A 15,730-nucleotide genomic window follows, 5' to 3' on the forward strand; every position below is an offset into this window, starting at 1 on the left:
ATCCACCTTATAATTTAATTTGTGACAACCTCTTTTATATTTTCTACGGCTACTTAGAATCCCCTTCTCTTTTGAAAACGATTACAAAAGGAGTGTTAATTAATGAAGAAACGTATAAATCCAGCATTAGTACCAAACTTAGAAATGTTTCCAGAACTCGATTTACGTCCAGAATTATTACCAGCAATCAGAGAGGGCTCCGATCAAATGAGACCCCCTGCCCCAGTAGATGAATCCATTTCAGTATCAGATGAAGTAATTGCAGGACCAGACGGAAATCCATTGCCATTAAGGATTTACCGCCCTAAATCTACTAATGAAGTCTTACCCGCCTTGTTATGGATCCATGGCGGAGGTTATATTTTGGGGTCCTATAATGATGATGATGATCTTTGTATGAGTTATGTCAAAGAGGCAAATTGTGTGGTCTTTTCTGTAGACTATCGTTTAGCGCCTGAACATCCCTATCCAGCACCCATTGAGGATTGTTATTTAGCATTGAAATGGATGGCGGATAACGCAGATTCCTTAAACATCAATCGTGATCAAATCGGCGTTGCCGGTGCGAGTGCTGGCGGCGGTCTAACTGCAGCCTTAACTCTATTAGCCCGCGACCGGCAATATCCTTCGATCTGTTTCCAAATGCCGCTCTATCCAATGATTGATGACCGGAATAATACCCCTTCCGCAAATGAGATCACAGAAGGGATGATTTGGAATCAAAAGACAAATGAAGCCGGCTGGAGAATGTATTTAGGAGATTTATATGGGACGGATAACATTCCTTCCTATGCTGCTCCTGCCCGTGCAGAGGATTATAGTAATCTACCTTACACCTATACTTGCGTTGGTCAATTAGACCCATTCCGCAGTGAAACATTAACCTATGTATCTAAACTTGCGGAAGCTGGAGTCGATGTCGAATTTCATTTATATCCTGGGGCGTATCATGGATTCGAAGGTATTAGCCCTGATGCAGACCTATCAATTCGCGCTAAGAACGAATATATCCAAGCAGTAAAGAATGGATTTAAAAGAGTTGCGAAGGTAGAGGCTTAATCTATTTAAAAAACAAACCCTCACAATAAGCAAATTGTGAGGGTTTTCAGCTCCACGGGGACGGTTCTAATGGTTCCGTAGAATCACCACTAGAACCGTCCCCCTGGTCCCTTTGGTTCCCCTCAAACCAGTTTTTGTCCGCAGTTTGGACAGAAGTTGGCTCCTTGGTTTTTTGTACCGCAATTGGGGCAGAAGTTGGGACGCTTTTTGCTTTCTGTTGACGCTGGTGCTGGAGTCTCTGGTGCTGCCGGCGCTGGAGGTGCGGGTTGGTTTTGGCTCTGCTGATTCATTCCGTTCATCATTTTGCCCGCGATGTTCATTCCCATCATCATTCCGGCCAAATCCGATGCCGCCCCGCCGCCGCTCATTTTCCCTGAAGCCATGCCATCAGTTAACTCGATTTGCTGGTAGCGGTCAACATCGCTGACCATACCATGCGAAGCATTTTTGGTAATTCGGTCTTGAATTTCTTTTGGATAGCTGAAGCTCATCACATTAAATCCGGTCACCGAGATGCCGCTTTTTAACATTTGCATATCCAAATCATCCTGAATCCCTTTGGAAATATCGAAGGAATTAGCCTGTAAATTGAACATATCCTTTCCTTCTTTTGTAATCCATTTCATCAAAAGCTGGTCTAGGACAGCGGTGATGCGAATTTTGACATCCTCCACCAAGTATCTCTCGCGGACGCCGGCAATTTGATCAATTAACGCAATATAATCTGACACTTTAAAATGAAACGTTCCGTTTGCCCGGATCGGCATCCCGCCCGGAAGCCCTGGTGCCGGAATATTAATCGCGTTTTGCGTACCCCATTTCACAACAAATTCCTTCGTATTCACAAACAGTACTTCCACCCGCATGCCGCTGTTGAAGCCGAATTTGAATCCCTTTAAGGTCGATAAAAAGGGAATGATTTGCGATTCAATATCATATTCACCTTCATCTTGGAATACCCCTTCAATTTTTCCATTGTTAAAAAAGATGGCATCCTGGCCGGGGCGAATAATTAACCGGCTCCCCTTTTTGATTTCAGTATTGCTCCATTTATAGAAAATCATATCATCGCGAAATTCCTGCCATTCTACTACGTTTGCAAATTGATTTTTAAAAAAAGACATCAGTCATCTACTCCCTTACACCTTATTAAAACTTACCTCTGCTGCCGCTATGCGAATGTCCGCCCCCGGTGATTCCGCCGCCACCGCCGCTTCTTGTATTATTGGACGGTTTTCTTTGCCTTGTCACGGTTTGATGGGTAAAGTTATCATACTGTCCTATTACTCTGGATTTATCATGATCCATGTAAGTTTGGCTATTGACCGTGACTCTTCCGCCGGAGCGATAGGCCATGACGCTGACCACGATACCTGCCACAACAAGGGAGGCGATTAATTGAAACCACCATTGAAAAAAGATGTTTTCCCCACCCGTGCCCGTTTCATAGCTATTCTGCCCAACATAACCGCCACCGGTTCCGTAATCAGTGTATCCATCGGAGCCACTAGTTGGCTCTTGGCCCATGTATTCATACGAACTATTTAAAAACTGCGAAAACGCTTGAAAATAATGTCCAGCCGATAAATCAGGAGTAATTTGCTCGCGAATTATATCAAGCCTTTCATCATTCAAATATTGCTCGGCTTTTTTAAACCCAGCCAAGTAGATATCCCGCTCTCCCATATCAATCGCTAGGATTGCGGTATTTCCATGGGGTTGGTCATAGCCGGGGGCATTTTCATCATAGAAATCCTCGACATACTGGACAATGTCCTTCCCATCGGTCCCATTCAAGGTGAGAATGATAAAAGCTGTTTCCCGCTGTCCTCCCAATTCCGCTGCCAAAGCCTGCAGTTCCGCCGCTTCCTCTTCCGTCAGCAACTGAGCCTGATCATAAATATAATGCGTCGAATCAAATTCTTGCGCTTTCACAGTCTGAGAGAACCCAAATGGGAGCACCAGCCCGAGAATCATTAATAAGAGCAGCAGGCATTGTTTTCGAAAATAACTCACACTCACCAAAAGCCACCTCCCATAAAATAGGCGACACATTTCAACGCGAAGAAGGTGCCCATGGCAATACCGCTAAACCACGAAGCCACTTTCCCCTTGCTGATCGGCGGTTTGCCGACAACTTTGCCACTTTGTCCATTCATCGCAAATATATAATTACAATAGTTGTAATCATAGCTGACCATCCATACAGGCAAAAGCACATAATCGCTTTTTTGGTTTTTTATATTAATCTGCTTATCCCTTATCCTGATAGAATGATAGCCTCCTAATGTCGACTGGACATAGGATTCAATATAATCGCTGATTTTGTCTTTCGCCCGTGGGAGCAGCTCATCGTCACTATAATTGTATTTTTCCGCCAGATAACCAGCCAAATACGGTGTTTTAAAATCCTTTAATTGCTCGTACGGGAATGGCTCTAATTTATCCATTAATTCATCATTCATTTGTTCCGATGCATCAACAGGAATCTTGACATAATCAAGGGTAATATCACGAAAAACATCATAATATTTTGTTTCTGTATAGATATAATCCCCTTGAGTGTAGGTCCTGACCCTTGTACCTGTTGCATTGACCTGCACCTTGCTGTTTAAATCATACAGCCAAAAAGGGACATACATTCCTGTTATACTTTTGATTCGATCACCATTCATGAAGCCTTTCGGGGTAAGCAACCCCTTTCTGCACCATTTTTGAAACGCCGTTATGGCCTGTTCCTTACTAATCGTAAAAGGAATGACTTTTGATGGTGCCATATCACCTGATAATCGGTCGGCGATCACAACTCCGGCACCGCAGAAGCTGCAATGGGTCGCCGCTGTTTCCGCGTCTGTTATGAGAACGGCTCCGCAATTTTCACAATGGTACTCCTTAGCCTCATCCTCTGAAAATCGCAGTGATTTCAATTCTTCTGGATAATTTTCAATATTTTCATGCCGGCCGCAAGCTTCACAGGATAACTCTCCTGAATTGGCATCAAAGCTCATATCACTCCCGCAGCCGGGGCATTTATAATGAAGGATCATGTTCCCCTCGCCCCTTTTTCGTACAAATAAAAATGGCCACAGACCATTTTGCTTTCAGGATTTTCTTGCGCGCTCCCACTCTTCCACTTCTTTCACCAGTTTATCATGCATTTGCTTCAAATGCTTGGAGTTTTGTGATGACAAAAGGTGTGCTTGTTGAAGTTCCAATAATTTGGTTAGCAACATATCTTTTTTCTCCCGGAACTTCCTTGCGTCACCCTCACTGCCTGCCTCCAGCGCCTTGGCTGCATAGCGTTCCATTTTATCTATCTCATCGTGGCACTCATCCACCAGCCGTTTGGCCCGCTGTTCTTCTGCCATAACCAACGCTTTTTCTGCTTTTACTGTTCCTAAATCTTTGTTCAAATTCCGCACATACTGATCAATCATTTTCTCTGGGTCTTCTGACTTATCCAACAACTCACTGAGGTTGCTGGCCATAATTTCTTTGAATCTTGCCAAAATACTCATCCCAAGCCACTCCTTCGAAAAAACATCATACACAATATACTGTTTTAGTTTCAAAAAGTTTCACATTTACTTATGCAATCCTGCCAAAAGTATGCTAAATATGGACTAAGAGAAAGGTAACCTGCCACTAGTAAAAAGCGAACCCAATTCAAAGCTCAAATAAATAAAAAAAAACCGAACATGCAGCTACATGCTCGGCCAAAGACAGTTCCCTCATAGGGAGCAGCTTAGAGAAAAATTATCAATTACAGATACTGCCTGAATTTGCGCTATGTCTTCCTGGCAGTCCTAATCCTCTGAACCCCACGGGGACGGTTCTACTGGTTCTACTTCAGCTAATAAACTCGTTTCGCACCAACATAATATTTTGCCCAATACCCGCGATCCATTGGTTGAACGTCAATCCCACTTGAACTGGTTGCCGAAATAAACTGGTTGTTTCCAACGTAAAATCCAACATGTGAAATAGTTCCAGTTGTGTTAACGGCAAAGAAAACTAAGTCGCCAGGCTGTAGGCGGGAACGGTCTATGGTTGTCCCCGTTTGGAACAATCCCGCTGAAGTGTTACGGGGCATCTTGACACCATGCTGATTAAACATGTAATAGACAAAACCTGAACAATCAAACCCTTTTGGCGTCACTCCCCCCCACAAATACGGAACGCCGAGATAGTTAGTTGTGTCTTGTACCAGCTTCTTTTTAACGACTGCATGATTAATCGCCGTATTAGTTGCATCATTGATTTTGTAATCGGAAGACCATAGGCAGTTTGAAAACTTTTTATGGATTCCATCGTAGGGTTGTCATATCTTCCAGTCATGGCAGTTACGGAATAATACCCGAGGATTTGCAAGTTCCTTTGAGCAGCAGCCAATTCCTCATCAGTAGACGTGGCTGGCGCTGGCGTAGGTGTTGGGACGGACGGTGGAATTGTTAATACCTGCCCAACATTAATGAGGTCGCTCGTTATTTGGTTAGCTTGTTTTAATTGCAATACAGAAATGTTGGACCGCTTGGCAATGGCTGATAATGAATCCCCCGATACAACCGTATACTCCGTCCGTGAAGTTTTTGGCGGTTGAGACGGAAGAGAAGGAGCTGTTTCACCTGTTTGAGTTGCTGGAATGATTAAGGTTTGACCTATTTGCAGCATATCACTTTGTAATTGATTGGCCTTCCTTAAAGTATCAACATCTATTTTATATCTTGAAGATATGCCCCACACAGTATCGCCCGCTGCAACCGTATACTCCGTCCCTGAAGTTTTTGGCGGTTGAGACGGAACAGAAGCAGCTGTTTCACCCGTTTGAGTTCCTGGAATGATTAAGGTTTGACCTATTTGCAGCATATCACTTTGTAATTGATTGGCCTTCCTTAAAGTATCAACATCTATTTTATATCTTGAAGATATGCCCCACACAGTATCGCCCGCTGCGACACTATGGATAGAAGCAGTCTCCTTTTGGGGTGGCGGCTGTACACCTGTTTGGGCCTGTCCATTGTTTGGGGCTCCCTCCATGACCATTGGGATAATCAGCGTTTGACCAATAAAAGTTGCATCACTATACAGGTTATTAGCCTGCTTAATTCCCTCAACGGTCGTTCCATATTTTTTGGCGAGGACTGTTAAATAATCTCCTGTACCTACCGTATGAAATGCCCTTGGGATAATCAAAAGCTGATCGACCTTCAAAATGTCTGTACTTAACTGATTTGCTCTTTTTATATCATCAACTGTTATCCCGAATTTCTTGGATATTCCATATAACGTTTCTCCAATTGAAACGTGATAATAAATTGAGTCTGCATGTGCCATATGTGCAGGACTGTTACCTTTTGCATCCTCAGCATGGGCAGTAGAGGAATGGGCAGTTAACGGAATCGATGTAACAGCTACCCCTCCGAGAATCACCTTAATAACGGTTACTTTTAAATATGGGTACTTATCCCTCAGAATTTGCTTTGCCCAAGCAGTAATATTTTTGTTTTCCCTTGGCACGGTCCCTAATTCACTTGCAAACTCGGTTAATTGATCATCAAGGTATAGTATGAGTTCAAACTCATCCCGATTGGGGGCGATTTTGTTTATTTTATAGCTCTGTATGTTTTCCATATGCATCCTTCTCCTTTGCCTCACTCATTTTTTGTATATTCTTCTCGTAAAAAATTTGATTAACAACACCAAAGAGATTATTACCGAATTTTACCAAGCTGTCATATAGGACTAAAGGCTCAATACAGCCGCTTTACTTCGTATTCTGAATGAATATATTTTTTCTAGAGAAAATAGCAAAAGAATTTAAAAACTTGAGGTGGTTTCGTGGATATAAAACAATATGAACTAATCCCAGATGGTGGCGGATTTACGTTAGTTGTTCACCTTGACCAGCATTTGGAGGAGTTTTCGAATGAGTTTAAAACTCGTTCTGACAGAAAAACGACTCTTCAGGTAAAAATCCATGAATTAATTAGAGAAAAATTCCCATATATACATATTACAGCCGCAAGAGTAATGGTTGGATCATTCCTAATGACCACCATTTATTTCGGCCCAAACATTTTAAAAGCAGATGCGGAAACTTCAGCTCCCCGCCAAGTACAGCAATCAGGACAATACGATGTTTATAAGGTGCAGGCCGGTGACAGTTTATTCGGGATTGCAAAAAAATTTAATGTGACAGTAACGGATATTAAAACGGTAAACAAATTAACTTCCGACAATATCTATGTCGGACAGGTATTAAATTTGCCTTATTATACGTATACAGTCGTGGCTGGAGACACGCTGTACAGGATCGCAAGAAAGTTTAACATTACCGTGGACAGCGTTCGCCTCTATAATCAACTTTCGAGCGACTACCTTTCCATTGGGCAAAAAATAAAGATTCCACGTACCGGGGAGCAAACAACAGCTGTTACACAACCGGCCGTTACGCCTGCACCGACTCCGGCCCCAGCTCCAGCTCCGACTGTAGAAACCACCACTACTTATAAAGTAGCAGCTGGTGATACCTTATATCAAATAGCCAAAAAATTCACAACAACCGTGGATTCCATAAAAAAACTGAACAACTTATCATCTGATAACCTTTTTGTCGGACAAATGTTACGGGTGCCGCAAACACAAATCGTTCAGAGTACGGAGCCAGTGCAGACCGCACCATCTCCGGAAACATTCACAACCTATAATGTTGCAGCAGGCGACTCCTTGTTCCTGATCGCAAGACAATTTAACACAACAGTTGAACGCATCAAGGCTGCCAATAGTTTAGCAAGCGATGAGATTTATCTTGGCCAAAAACTGTCCATCCCGACAGGTACCACTGCAGCTGCTACTGATACAATCGCTCCTGTAGCTCCAATTATAAACTCGATTGGTGCCATTACCGCTGCCAACCAATCAAACTTATCCATCTCCGGGTCAACTGAAGCGAACGCAAATGTCACTTTGACGGTATCAGATGGAATGATTGCACCAAAAACGATTCAAATATGGATCGAGCCAACTATACTGAGTTCGTTCGGTTATTACGGGAAAAGATTCCAGCGTGGAAGGAAGTATCGGTTGCGGTTGCAGCCAATCCTAATGGCTGGACCACAGGCTGGCATGGCTCATATGATTACAACAGCTTGGCCAAGTATGCCGATTATTTAATGATTATGACATATGACGAAAGTTTTCCTGGAGGAGAAGCTGGCCCTGTTGCCAGCCAACCTTGGGTCGATAAATCAGTCCAATATGCTCTTAATCAAAAGGTTGCCGCTGATAAAATTGTTATTGGCATTGCTCAATATGGCCGCTTCTGGATTCAGGGCCAAACCTATGGGGGCTTTGGCATCCCTAACTGGCAGGTGGAGCAATTAATAAAGCAATATAATGGAAGTGTCATTTTTGATGAAGTGAGCAAAACACCAAAAGCGGTCATTACCATAAAAGCAGGAGACCCGAAACCTGTGGTAAGCGGAACTACCCTGGGGGCCGGCACTTATACTGTTTGGTACGAAAATGAAGAATCGATTAGGCAGAAGCTTTTACTGGTGGCCAAATATAACCTGCGAGGTGTTGGAAATTGGAGTATCGGCCAGGAGAACAAAGAAGTTTGGAACAGCTACACGACCACCTTGCCAACGAAAGTAGCTGTAACACAGGATCCTGCAGAACCAGCGTCAGCAGTTCCCAGCTACCAATCGCATACAGTTGTTTCCGGTGATACATTGTACTCACTGGCCAATCACTACAAAACAACCGTAAATATAATAGAAGAAATGAACAATTTGACAACAGACAATCTTTATATTGGTCAGATTTTAAAATTGCCTGCTCCAACTGTTACAAGTACAGCACCAGCAGGATCCTCCTTCACCTATACGGTGGCAGCAGGAGATTCTCTATGGGCAATTGCCAATCGATATAACACATCGGTCACCGCCATAAAAGAGGAAAACCATTTACCTAGTGATTCAATTTATGTAGGTCAAACCTTGAAAATTAGGGTCAGTCACCCATCTAGTTAAAGCTTTTGCGAGTTGGGGGCCTGGCCCTTGACCCTTTGGCGTCGAAAAAATTAATCATATATTCATATTTATTTAAGATAAAGTTTATCTTAAAGGGCTAGATTAGAAGTAGTAACATGAAATTTAATATTAGGGGATCTTTATAGTGAGCGGTTTGATGGATATATTTTTACATCTCGATCAGCACTTGAGTCTTTATATGAATCAGTATGGAGTGCTTATTTATCTTATCCTGTTTATCATTGTTTTTTGTGAAACAGGCCTTGTCGTTATGCCTTTTCTACCGGGAGACTCTCTCATATTTGCAACCGGGGCCTTAGCTGCAGCGGGTTCAATTCAATTACTCCCGATTCACCTTATCTTTTGCCTTGCTGCGATTTCCGGTGATACAGTCAATTACGCCATTGGGCACTATTTACGGGACAAAGTTGCTAGGCGGGAAAGCATTCGTTTCATAAAGAAGGAATATCTGGACAGGACAACTGAGTTCTTTAATAGACACGGTTCTACTACCATTATCCTTGCGAGGTTCGTTCCGATTATCAGGACCTTTGCGCCTTTTGTGGCTGGAGTGGGGTCGATGCCATACAGAAAGTTTATATCATTTAACGCCATCGGTGGGATTCTTTGGGTTAGCATTGCCCTGTTTGCTGGCTTTTTCTTTGGGAATATACCAGTTGTAAAGGATAATTTCAGTATTGTAGTTCTAGGAATCGCCGTAGTTTCGCTGCTGCCTGTTGTTTTTACATTGATAAAAAATAAATTTTAACCCAAAAACATTTAGGGCCAATTCCCTATTGTCAGCCGTGTAATAAAAAATAGCGTTATTCCATCAAGGAATAACGCTATTTTTTTCACTCAATCAAACTAGGAAGGCAGAACTACCTCTACCTCAGTCCCAGCTCCTTCTTTACTTTTGATGCTGATTTCCCCTTTGTGCAACTTCATAATCCGTTGAGCAATATGAAGGCCCAAACCGGAGCCTCCGGTTTCCCGGCTTCTTGCTTTGTCCACACGGTAAAACCGTTCAAAAATATTCTCTATTTCTTCCGGGGGTATACCGATTCCATAATCTTTTACTCGAATAATCGCATGGTGATTTCTTTTTTCTAGGAAAACATCAATTTTATCATGACTATATTTAATCGCATTATCGAGCAGGATAATAATCACCTGCTTAATCTTTAATTCATCCCCATTAATCAATACTGATGGTTCCTCGAAGTGAAGATGAACCTCACGTTTATACACATCTTTCATCTGTTTTAAAATGTATTGACATAACGAAACGAGATTGACACAACTCATTTCCAATTCCATTTCTCTCTCTAAGGATGCCACCTCCAAAAAGGTTTCGGTCATTTTTTGAATCCTGGTAGCCTCTAAGTGAATCGCTTGGATGGCTTCCTCTACCATCTCTTTATCTTCAAGCCCGTGCCGTCTTAATAAATTGGCATAACTCTTAATAACCGTTAACGGTGTCTTCAATTCATGAGAGGCATCCGATACAAACTGAGATTGCTTTTCAAAATTTTCCTCTAACCGATCAATCATCCGGTTAAACGTATTGGCTAATGTTTGAAGTTCATCCTTTGTTTCATTATGAATATTGATTTTCTTCGGAACACCACTTTTTTCAATGTCTTCCATCGTATTGATCATGTTCGAAATTGGCCGCATAATAATATTCGACAGCCATCTGCCGCTAAGTAATGACAATAGAACGGCTAAAAGCGTGCTGACTCCAAGAATCCACACAAGGATATCTTTCCTCGTTTCCAGGCCTTCTAGTTCTTCTCCCAGCTCCATACTTCCATTTAGCTGTGGAATATCTTTTATGGGCACCCGAACAATGAGCACTTGCTTTTCCTTTTCTTCTATCCTTAATGTCCGTCTCTCAGCTTCTTGCTTATTAACAAATTTCCCGTTGACTTTCTTGGATAGTTCCGTTTCGTTTGTTACCTCATAAAGGACCTGTCCATCATGCTTTATGAGACGAATATAAGAATGAGCGGTTAAATTATTTTTTAATACCCTTTCGATTTCTACAGGCTGATCATTGTTACGAATGTTTTGGATGATGTCGCTAGCCTTTTGAATCGCCAAATCTTCTTCCATATTAACGGTTGATTTCATAAATAAAATAAACACGACGATATTAATCAATATTAATATTAGGAGCATCCAGGCCGTTGTTAACAAATTAATTTTTTGTGTGATCCTCATCCGTTTTCTCCTTAATGGTATAGCCGATGCCTCTTACTGTCGTAATCAAGGGAGAAGAAAAGTCCTCTTCTATTTTTTTACGTAAGTGCCGGATGAACACGTCAATAACATTCGTTTCGCCCTGATAATCGTAGCCCCAAACGTTGAGAAGGATATTTTCTCTTGTTACCACTTTATTTTTATTCAAAATTAAATACACCAATAGGTCATATTCCTTGGGCGTTAAGGTAATGGAAATACCGGCTCTTGTAACCTCGCGGGTATCACTGTTAATGACAATATCTTCTATAGAAAGAGTGGAACCATCCCCGACCTCACCAATTTTCGAATAATGGCGGAGACAGGAACGAATTCTGGCTAATAATTCTTCAATTTCAAATGGTTTGGTCACGTAGTCATTCGCACCTTGATCAAGCCCGGCAACCTTATCAAAAGTGGTATTTCGAGCAGTTAGAAGAATCACAGGAATGTCTTCTTTTTCCTTTCTTATTCTCCTTAACACCTCGATACCGCTTAATTTAGGCAGCATGACATCCAAAAGGATTAAGTCGATGTCCGAATGTAAGGCCGTTTCCAGTCCGTCCTTTCCATTATGCTCGACTGTCACTTTGTATCCTTCATATTCTAGCTCCATCTTTAAGACACGGGCAATTTGAAATTCGTCTTCTACCACTAATATATGAGTTTTCAACTATATTCCCCCCGCAGGATCTTCATACAATCACTCTACCATTAAAATGAAATCAATTCTTTTTTTAATGGAATCTTAATGTTTTTTTCATAGCCTGTTTAGGTTTCTCTTTTATAGTTAAGGTACCCGTCTAGGGTCAAAAGTACTTTCATATAAGGAGATAATAATGAATTACAATTTATTTAAGTCCATTAATCATTTAGCAGGTCATCATCCTTTTTTAGATAGTTTGATGGCTAGCGTCACGAACTACGCGTTGATCATCTTTGCCATTGTTTTGCTTCTCATTTGGTTTTTTGGAAATGATCAGTATAAGAGAACGGTCGTTTACGCTGGTATTACCGGTGTCCTAGGATTGTTCATAAACTTCGTCATTGGGCATCTCTATTTTGAACACCGTCCGTTTGTTACCCATCATGTCAATTTATTAGTTGAACATGCAGCAGACGCCTCGTTTCCTAGTGACCATACTACCGGGGCCTTCGCTCTGGCCCTATCCGTCCTTTTTGTTCATCGAAAAATAGGAATCGGGATGCTCTTGTTTGCCATCTTAACAGGTTTTTCCCGGATTTATGTCGGGCATCATTATCCATTTGATATCTTAGGCAGCATCATCGTATCGTTAATTATTAGTACCATTGTATACAAGCTGAGCCCAAATCTTGAGCCAATTGCCAATGGTATTATAAACCTATATAACCGAATCCCGCTTGTTCCGAAAACCTCTGCAGGGCAAAACAGCAAAAATCTATAATTCATACCAAAAACACTGGCTGCAGCATAGCCAGTGTTTTTGTGTTCTCCTTTTATATCACCTTGTACAGGTAAATTTTATAATAAGCATCCTTTGAATGAAAAAGTTTTTGCAATTGGAGCTGATTGTCCTTTGCATTTTGTATCGGAACAGCTGATAGGAGATATTCTCCTCCCATCTCTTTAAATTCTTTAGTATTTAAATCCAAGTAATGGATGACCTTCGAGGAATGTTTAGAAAATAGATAGTTTTTCCCTAATTCATTAACAAAGAAATAACAACGGCCGCCCCATTGATGAAAGTAGCCTTCCAACGATTTATTTTTCGCCAGCTCCGGCGCAATGATTTTCCGAAATTGATGTTTATAGGACAACGGGTAAAAGTTATTGTACGTATCCAACGTAAACAGCCCATTATACTGGGCAATTGCTGGATGCATGCCGATGCTTGTGACCCGGTAATCCTGTACTGGCCTGCCAATAAACTTCTTAATATCCTCGAATTCTTTGACTGCGTAAAACTCTCCGAATGAAGGGTCATGTTGATACCAGATTTGTTCGTTTGAAGGTATCAAAACACCCAACTGCAACAGGGAAAAAACAACCGCTGCGATGCGCCATTTTTTATGATAGTTCCATAGAATTTGCAGTGATAGTGCAAATAAAACATATATAATCATCGGACGCAAATATTGATAGCGAGAAAAATTAAACGTACTTAAAATACTGATTTTTTGCTTCAATGGCACCTAGCCGTCATACCACCAGAAGGCATACCAGGCTGATAGCAGAAAGTTAGCAAGGTGCAGCCAGATAAATAGCTTATTCCTGAAACCGCTGATAATTGCTTTGCAGTTTCCGGCAAAACCTCTTCTTCGTTGTAACACGGAACAACGATGGTTAAGATTGGCCCTATCATAAGAATAACTCCCTTACTTTCTGATTTTACGGTTAGTGTCTATAATTCCTTTACTAATTCATCCACAGTGACACAGGTGAATCCCTTTGTTTTCACTGTTTTTAAAACATCCTTTAACGCATCTATCGTATTTCTAGGAGCATCCAGCTTTGCCCCCGGTGTATCGCCGCAGTCATGCAGCAGGATGACGTCCCCGCCTTTTATATTACATAGACGGTTTTTAATCTTTTCACTGCCGCCAGAGGTTCGCCAATCCTCGGCCATAATCGACCAAAGAATAATCTTGTATTTACTTCTTTTGACAAAATCAAAAAGATTGAGCATTCCCCATGGCGGACGATAATAAATAGGTCTGACCCCAGTGATATGTTCAATAATTTTCGCAGTATCTTCTAGCCCCTTGCGAACTTTCCATGGGGACATAAACCAGTTCGAATGATGAACAAAATTATGGATCCCAATTAAATGGCCCTCTTGGTGCATTCGCCGGATGATTCCAGGATGCTTTTCCGCTTTAGCGCCGACCACAAAAAAGGTCGCCTTCACTTCATTTTGCTTCAATAAATCAAGCAGAATGGGGGTGTACATCGGGTCCGGGCCGTCATCAAAGGAAAAAGCAATCTTAGCTGACTCACTCCCTCTTTTAAATACCTTCATCCCTAAACCCCGTGAAAGAATATAGGGGATAACGGTGTATAATAAAATGAACAAGATGATAGCAGAAAAAATGTAAATCATACTCTTTACTCACCTCATTTACTTTTTTCACGGACATTCTTCCTCATACAAATCTATGCTCTAGCCAGCCGGTAAACTTTCGACTGTTCACCCTGACTTGCAGGAACATGAGATTTTTGTTCAAGAATTCCGTTCACGATTTCTGCGATTCTGGTGGGCCCTTCGACCTCAATTCCCTGTTGATAAGCATCGATAGAGTGTTCCCATTGATTCATTTTTATAGGGTCGTTTAAAATACTCAGCATTTCCAGTTCAAATGAGTTTTTTGGATTAAGCTGAAAAACCAAGCCTTTTTTGGTTAAATACCGCAGGTTGATTTCTTCTTGTCCTGGGAGAACGGATTGAACAAAAACAGGTAGCCTTTTTTGCAGCACTTCACTAATCGTGACGCCGCCTGGTTTTGTCACTATGGCATCCATCTTTTCATACAATTGATTCATTTCAGCTCTGGATGAAATGTATGGGAGGGGTTTGATATGATCCGCATTCCATGATTGGATTTCATCATATAGTTTCTGATTGTTTCCGCAAAGGACGAAGAAATCAAATGGGGAGCATGGCTTCGATCTTTCCAAGAGCTTGACAATCCCTCCCAAACCATTATTTCCACCTGAGATTAATAATTTTGGCCTGCCCCCTTGATTTTTCTGCTTAGTGCTTTTGGTGATTTCCTGATGGACTGCAATACCAGTAACGAACATCCTATGTTCAGGTATTCTGTACTTTTTACTAAAGTCTTGTTTTACGTCCTGGCTTGGAAGGAAGTGATAGTCTATGTCATCTTTCCCCCAAACATTGTTGATAAAGAAATCCGTGTATACATTCGCGACCGGAATATCACATCTTCTCTTTCTTTTTAACTGACTGAGAAGGTAGGATGGAAAACCATGTGTACAAACAATGAGATCAGGCTTCTCTTCCATTAACAGCTTCTCCATCTTTTTCAAAAGGAAATAATGATACCATTTAAAGGAATGGTCATTAGCTGATGGCGCGTAGAAAAATTTCTTATATGCAAGGTCATAGGTTTCTGGTGCATAGCGAATCCACTTTAAATACCCGGTCGTAATCATTTTCTCAAGCTGTGGATTTGCATAGCTTAATAGATCCACTTTTTTCATGATGATTCCATTTAATTGCTGTTTCACAATATCCATTACTGCCTCAGCAACTTGATGATGCCCTGAGCGCATTTGCAAGAATGGTAAGAACAAAATCCTCTTCATCTTCATTTCATCTCCTGTTCTGTAGGAAACTATGACGTGATTACTACCCTATTAATCTAACACCTAATTTTTTTAAACCTTTTAT

General features: G+C 41.5%; 16 protein-coding genes. 4 read left to right on the forward strand and 12 right to left on the reverse strand.

Annotated elements, in window-relative coordinates; translation table 11 throughout:
- Positions 1-102: 102 nt before the first annotated feature.
- Positions 103-1,059 carry an alpha/beta hydrolase gene (locus ACZ43M_RS14630; RefSeq protein ID WP_464503294.1) on the forward strand — a complete coding sequence of 319 codons (957 nt, stop codon included), beginning with the start codon at positions 103-105 and terminating at the stop codon, positions 1,057-1,059.
- A 122-nt stretch (positions 1,060-1,181) separates the two neighbouring features.
- Here the strand turns inward: ACZ43M_RS14630 and ACZ43M_RS14635 are convergent, their stop codons facing one another.
- The 6 genes from ACZ43M_RS14635 to ACZ43M_RS14660 form a co-directional block, all read right to left on the reverse strand.
- On the reverse strand, positions 1,182-2,183 hold the full coding sequence (locus ACZ43M_RS14635) for an SPFH domain-containing protein (RefSeq protein ID WP_464503295.1): 1,002 nt from the start codon (positions 2,181-2,183) through the stop codon (positions 1,182-1,184).
- A gap of 25 nt (positions 2,184-2,208) precedes the next feature.
- Positions 2,209-3,081, reverse strand: coding sequence for a TPM domain-containing protein (locus ACZ43M_RS14640; protein WP_464503296.1), 873 nt, complete (start codon positions 3,079-3,081; stop codon positions 2,209-2,211).
- Entirely contained in the window at positions 3,078-4,106 is a 1,029-nt protein-coding gene (locus tag ACZ43M_RS14645) for a TFIIB-type zinc ribbon-containing protein (protein WP_464503297.1), read from the reverse strand. Before ACZ43M_RS14645 ends, ACZ43M_RS14640 begins: the two co-directional genes overlap by 4 nt.
- A 54-nt stretch (positions 4,107-4,160) precedes the next feature.
- On the reverse strand, positions 4,161-4,577 hold the full coding sequence (locus ACZ43M_RS14650; protein ID WP_464503298.1) for a PspA/IM30 family protein: 417 nt from the start codon (positions 4,575-4,577) through the stop codon (positions 4,161-4,163).
- Between the two features lie 335 nt (positions 4,578-4,912).
- Positions 4,913-5,218 (reverse strand): C40 family peptidase, encoded by a 306-nt coding sequence (locus ACZ43M_RS14655; RefSeq protein WP_464503299.1) that lies wholly within the window; start codon positions 5,216-5,218, stop codon positions 4,913-4,915.
- Entirely contained in the window at positions 5,215-6,690 is a 1,476-nt protein-coding gene (locus ACZ43M_RS14660) for a LysM peptidoglycan-binding domain-containing protein (RefSeq protein ID WP_464503300.1), read from the reverse strand. Before ACZ43M_RS14660 ends, ACZ43M_RS14655 begins: the two co-directional genes overlap by 4 nt.
- Before the next feature lie 1,379 nt (positions 6,691-8,069).
- Here ACZ43M_RS14660 and ACZ43M_RS14665 point away from each other — a divergent pair.
- Together ACZ43M_RS14665 and ACZ43M_RS14670 are read left to right on the forward strand one after the other, a co-directional pair.
- A complete protein-coding gene (locus ACZ43M_RS14665; protein WP_464503301.1) occupies positions 8,070-9,092 on the forward strand; it encodes a LysM peptidoglycan-binding domain-containing protein in 1,023 nt (340 codons plus the stop codon).
- A 136-nt stretch (positions 9,093-9,228) separates the two neighbouring features.
- On the forward strand, positions 9,229-9,861 hold the full coding sequence (locus ACZ43M_RS14670) for a DedA family protein (RefSeq protein ID WP_464508029.1): 633 nt from the start codon (positions 9,229-9,231) through the stop codon (positions 9,859-9,861).
- 98 nt (positions 9,862-9,959) lie between these two features.
- Here ACZ43M_RS14670 and ACZ43M_RS14675 read toward each other — a convergent pair whose 3' ends face one another.
- Both ACZ43M_RS14675 and ACZ43M_RS14680 read right to left on the reverse strand, forming a co-directional pair.
- Positions 9,960-11,318 carry a sensor histidine kinase gene (locus tag ACZ43M_RS14675; protein WP_464503302.1) on the reverse strand — a complete coding sequence of 453 codons (1,359 nt, stop codon included), beginning with the start codon at positions 11,316-11,318 and terminating at the stop codon, positions 9,960-9,962.
- Positions 11,296-12,009 carry a response regulator transcription factor gene (locus tag ACZ43M_RS14680; RefSeq protein ID WP_464503303.1) on the reverse strand — a complete coding sequence of 238 codons (714 nt, stop codon included), beginning with the start codon at positions 12,007-12,009 and terminating at the stop codon, positions 11,296-11,298. Before ACZ43M_RS14680 ends, ACZ43M_RS14675 begins: the two co-directional genes overlap by 23 nt.
- A gap of 166 nt (positions 12,010-12,175) precedes the next feature.
- Between ACZ43M_RS14680 and ACZ43M_RS14685 the strand changes: the two genes are divergently transcribed.
- Positions 12,176-12,763 (forward strand): undecaprenyl-diphosphatase, encoded by a 588-nt coding sequence (locus ACZ43M_RS14685; protein ID WP_464503304.1) that lies wholly within the window; start codon positions 12,176-12,178, stop codon positions 12,761-12,763.
- A gap of 52 nt (positions 12,764-12,815) precedes the next feature.
- Here ACZ43M_RS14685 and ACZ43M_RS14690 read toward each other — a convergent pair whose 3' ends face one another.
- The 4 genes from ACZ43M_RS14690 to ACZ43M_RS14705 are packed head-to-tail and all read right to left on the reverse strand — an operon-like array spanning position 12,816 to position 15,645.
- Positions 12,816-13,511 carry a DUF6044 family protein gene (locus tag ACZ43M_RS14690; protein WP_464503305.1) on the reverse strand — a complete coding sequence of 232 codons (696 nt, stop codon included), beginning with the start codon at positions 13,509-13,511 and terminating at the stop codon, positions 12,816-12,818.
- The gene (locus ACZ43M_RS14695; RefSeq protein WP_464508123.1) at positions 13,502-13,681 is read right to left on the reverse strand and encodes a hypothetical protein; all 180 of its coding nucleotides are present in this window, start codon (positions 13,679-13,681) and stop codon (positions 13,502-13,504) included. The genes ACZ43M_RS14690 and ACZ43M_RS14695 overlap by 10 nt, the downstream gene beginning before the upstream one ends.
- Before the next feature lie 39 nt (positions 13,682-13,720).
- A complete protein-coding gene (locus ACZ43M_RS14700; protein ID WP_464503306.1) occupies positions 13,721-14,419 on the reverse strand; it encodes a polysaccharide deacetylase family protein in 699 nt (232 codons plus the stop codon).
- A gap of 53 nt (positions 14,420-14,472) precedes the next feature.
- Complete coding sequence (locus ACZ43M_RS14705; protein ID WP_464503307.1) at positions 14,473-15,645, reverse strand: MGDG synthase family glycosyltransferase; 1,173 nt, start codon at positions 15,643-15,645, stop codon at positions 14,473-14,475.
- Positions 15,646-15,730 lie beyond the last annotated feature (85 nt).

Source organism: Neobacillus sp. B24, from assembly GCF_055381825.1.

Coding starts and splice junctions, on each gene's coding strand:
- ACZ43M_RS14700 (WP_464503306.1), bottom strand. CDS start 14,419: ATGATTTACATTTTTTCTGCTATCATCTTGTTCATTTTATTATACACC.
- ACZ43M_RS14675 (WP_464503302.1), bottom strand. CDS start 11,318: ATGAGGATCACACAAAAAATTAATTTGTTAACAACGGCCTGGATGCTC.
- ACZ43M_RS14645 (WP_464503297.1), bottom strand. CDS start 4,106: ATGATCCTTCATTATAAATGCCCCGGCTGCGGGAGTGATATGAGCTTT.
- ACZ43M_RS14660 (WP_464503300.1), bottom strand. CDS start 6,690: ATGGAAAACATACAGAGCTATAAAATAAACAAAATCGCCCCCAATCGG.
- ACZ43M_RS14685 (WP_464503304.1), top strand. CDS start 12,176: ATGAATTACAATTTATTTAAGTCCATTAATCATTTAGCAGGTCATCAT.
- ACZ43M_RS14695 (WP_464508123.1), bottom strand. CDS start 13,681: ATGATAGGGCCAATCTTAACCATCGTTGTTCCGTGTTACAACGAAGAA.
- ACZ43M_RS14665 (WP_464503301.1), top strand. CDS start 8,070: ATGGATCGAGCCAACTATACTGAGTTCGTTCGGTTATTACGGGAAAAG.
- ACZ43M_RS14630 (WP_464503294.1), top strand. CDS start 103: ATGAAGAAACGTATAAATCCAGCATTAGTACCAAACTTAGAAATGTTT.
- ACZ43M_RS14650 (WP_464503298.1), bottom strand. CDS start 4,577: ATGAGTATTTTGGCAAGATTCAAAGAAATTATGGCCAGCAACCTCAGT.
- ACZ43M_RS14705 (WP_464503307.1), bottom strand. CDS start 15,645: ATGAAGAGGATTTTGTTCTTACCATTCTTGCAAATGCGCTCAGGGCAT.
- ACZ43M_RS14635 (WP_464503295.1), bottom strand. CDS start 2,183: ATGTCTTTTTTTAAAAATCAATTTGCAAACGTAGTAGAATGGCAGGAA.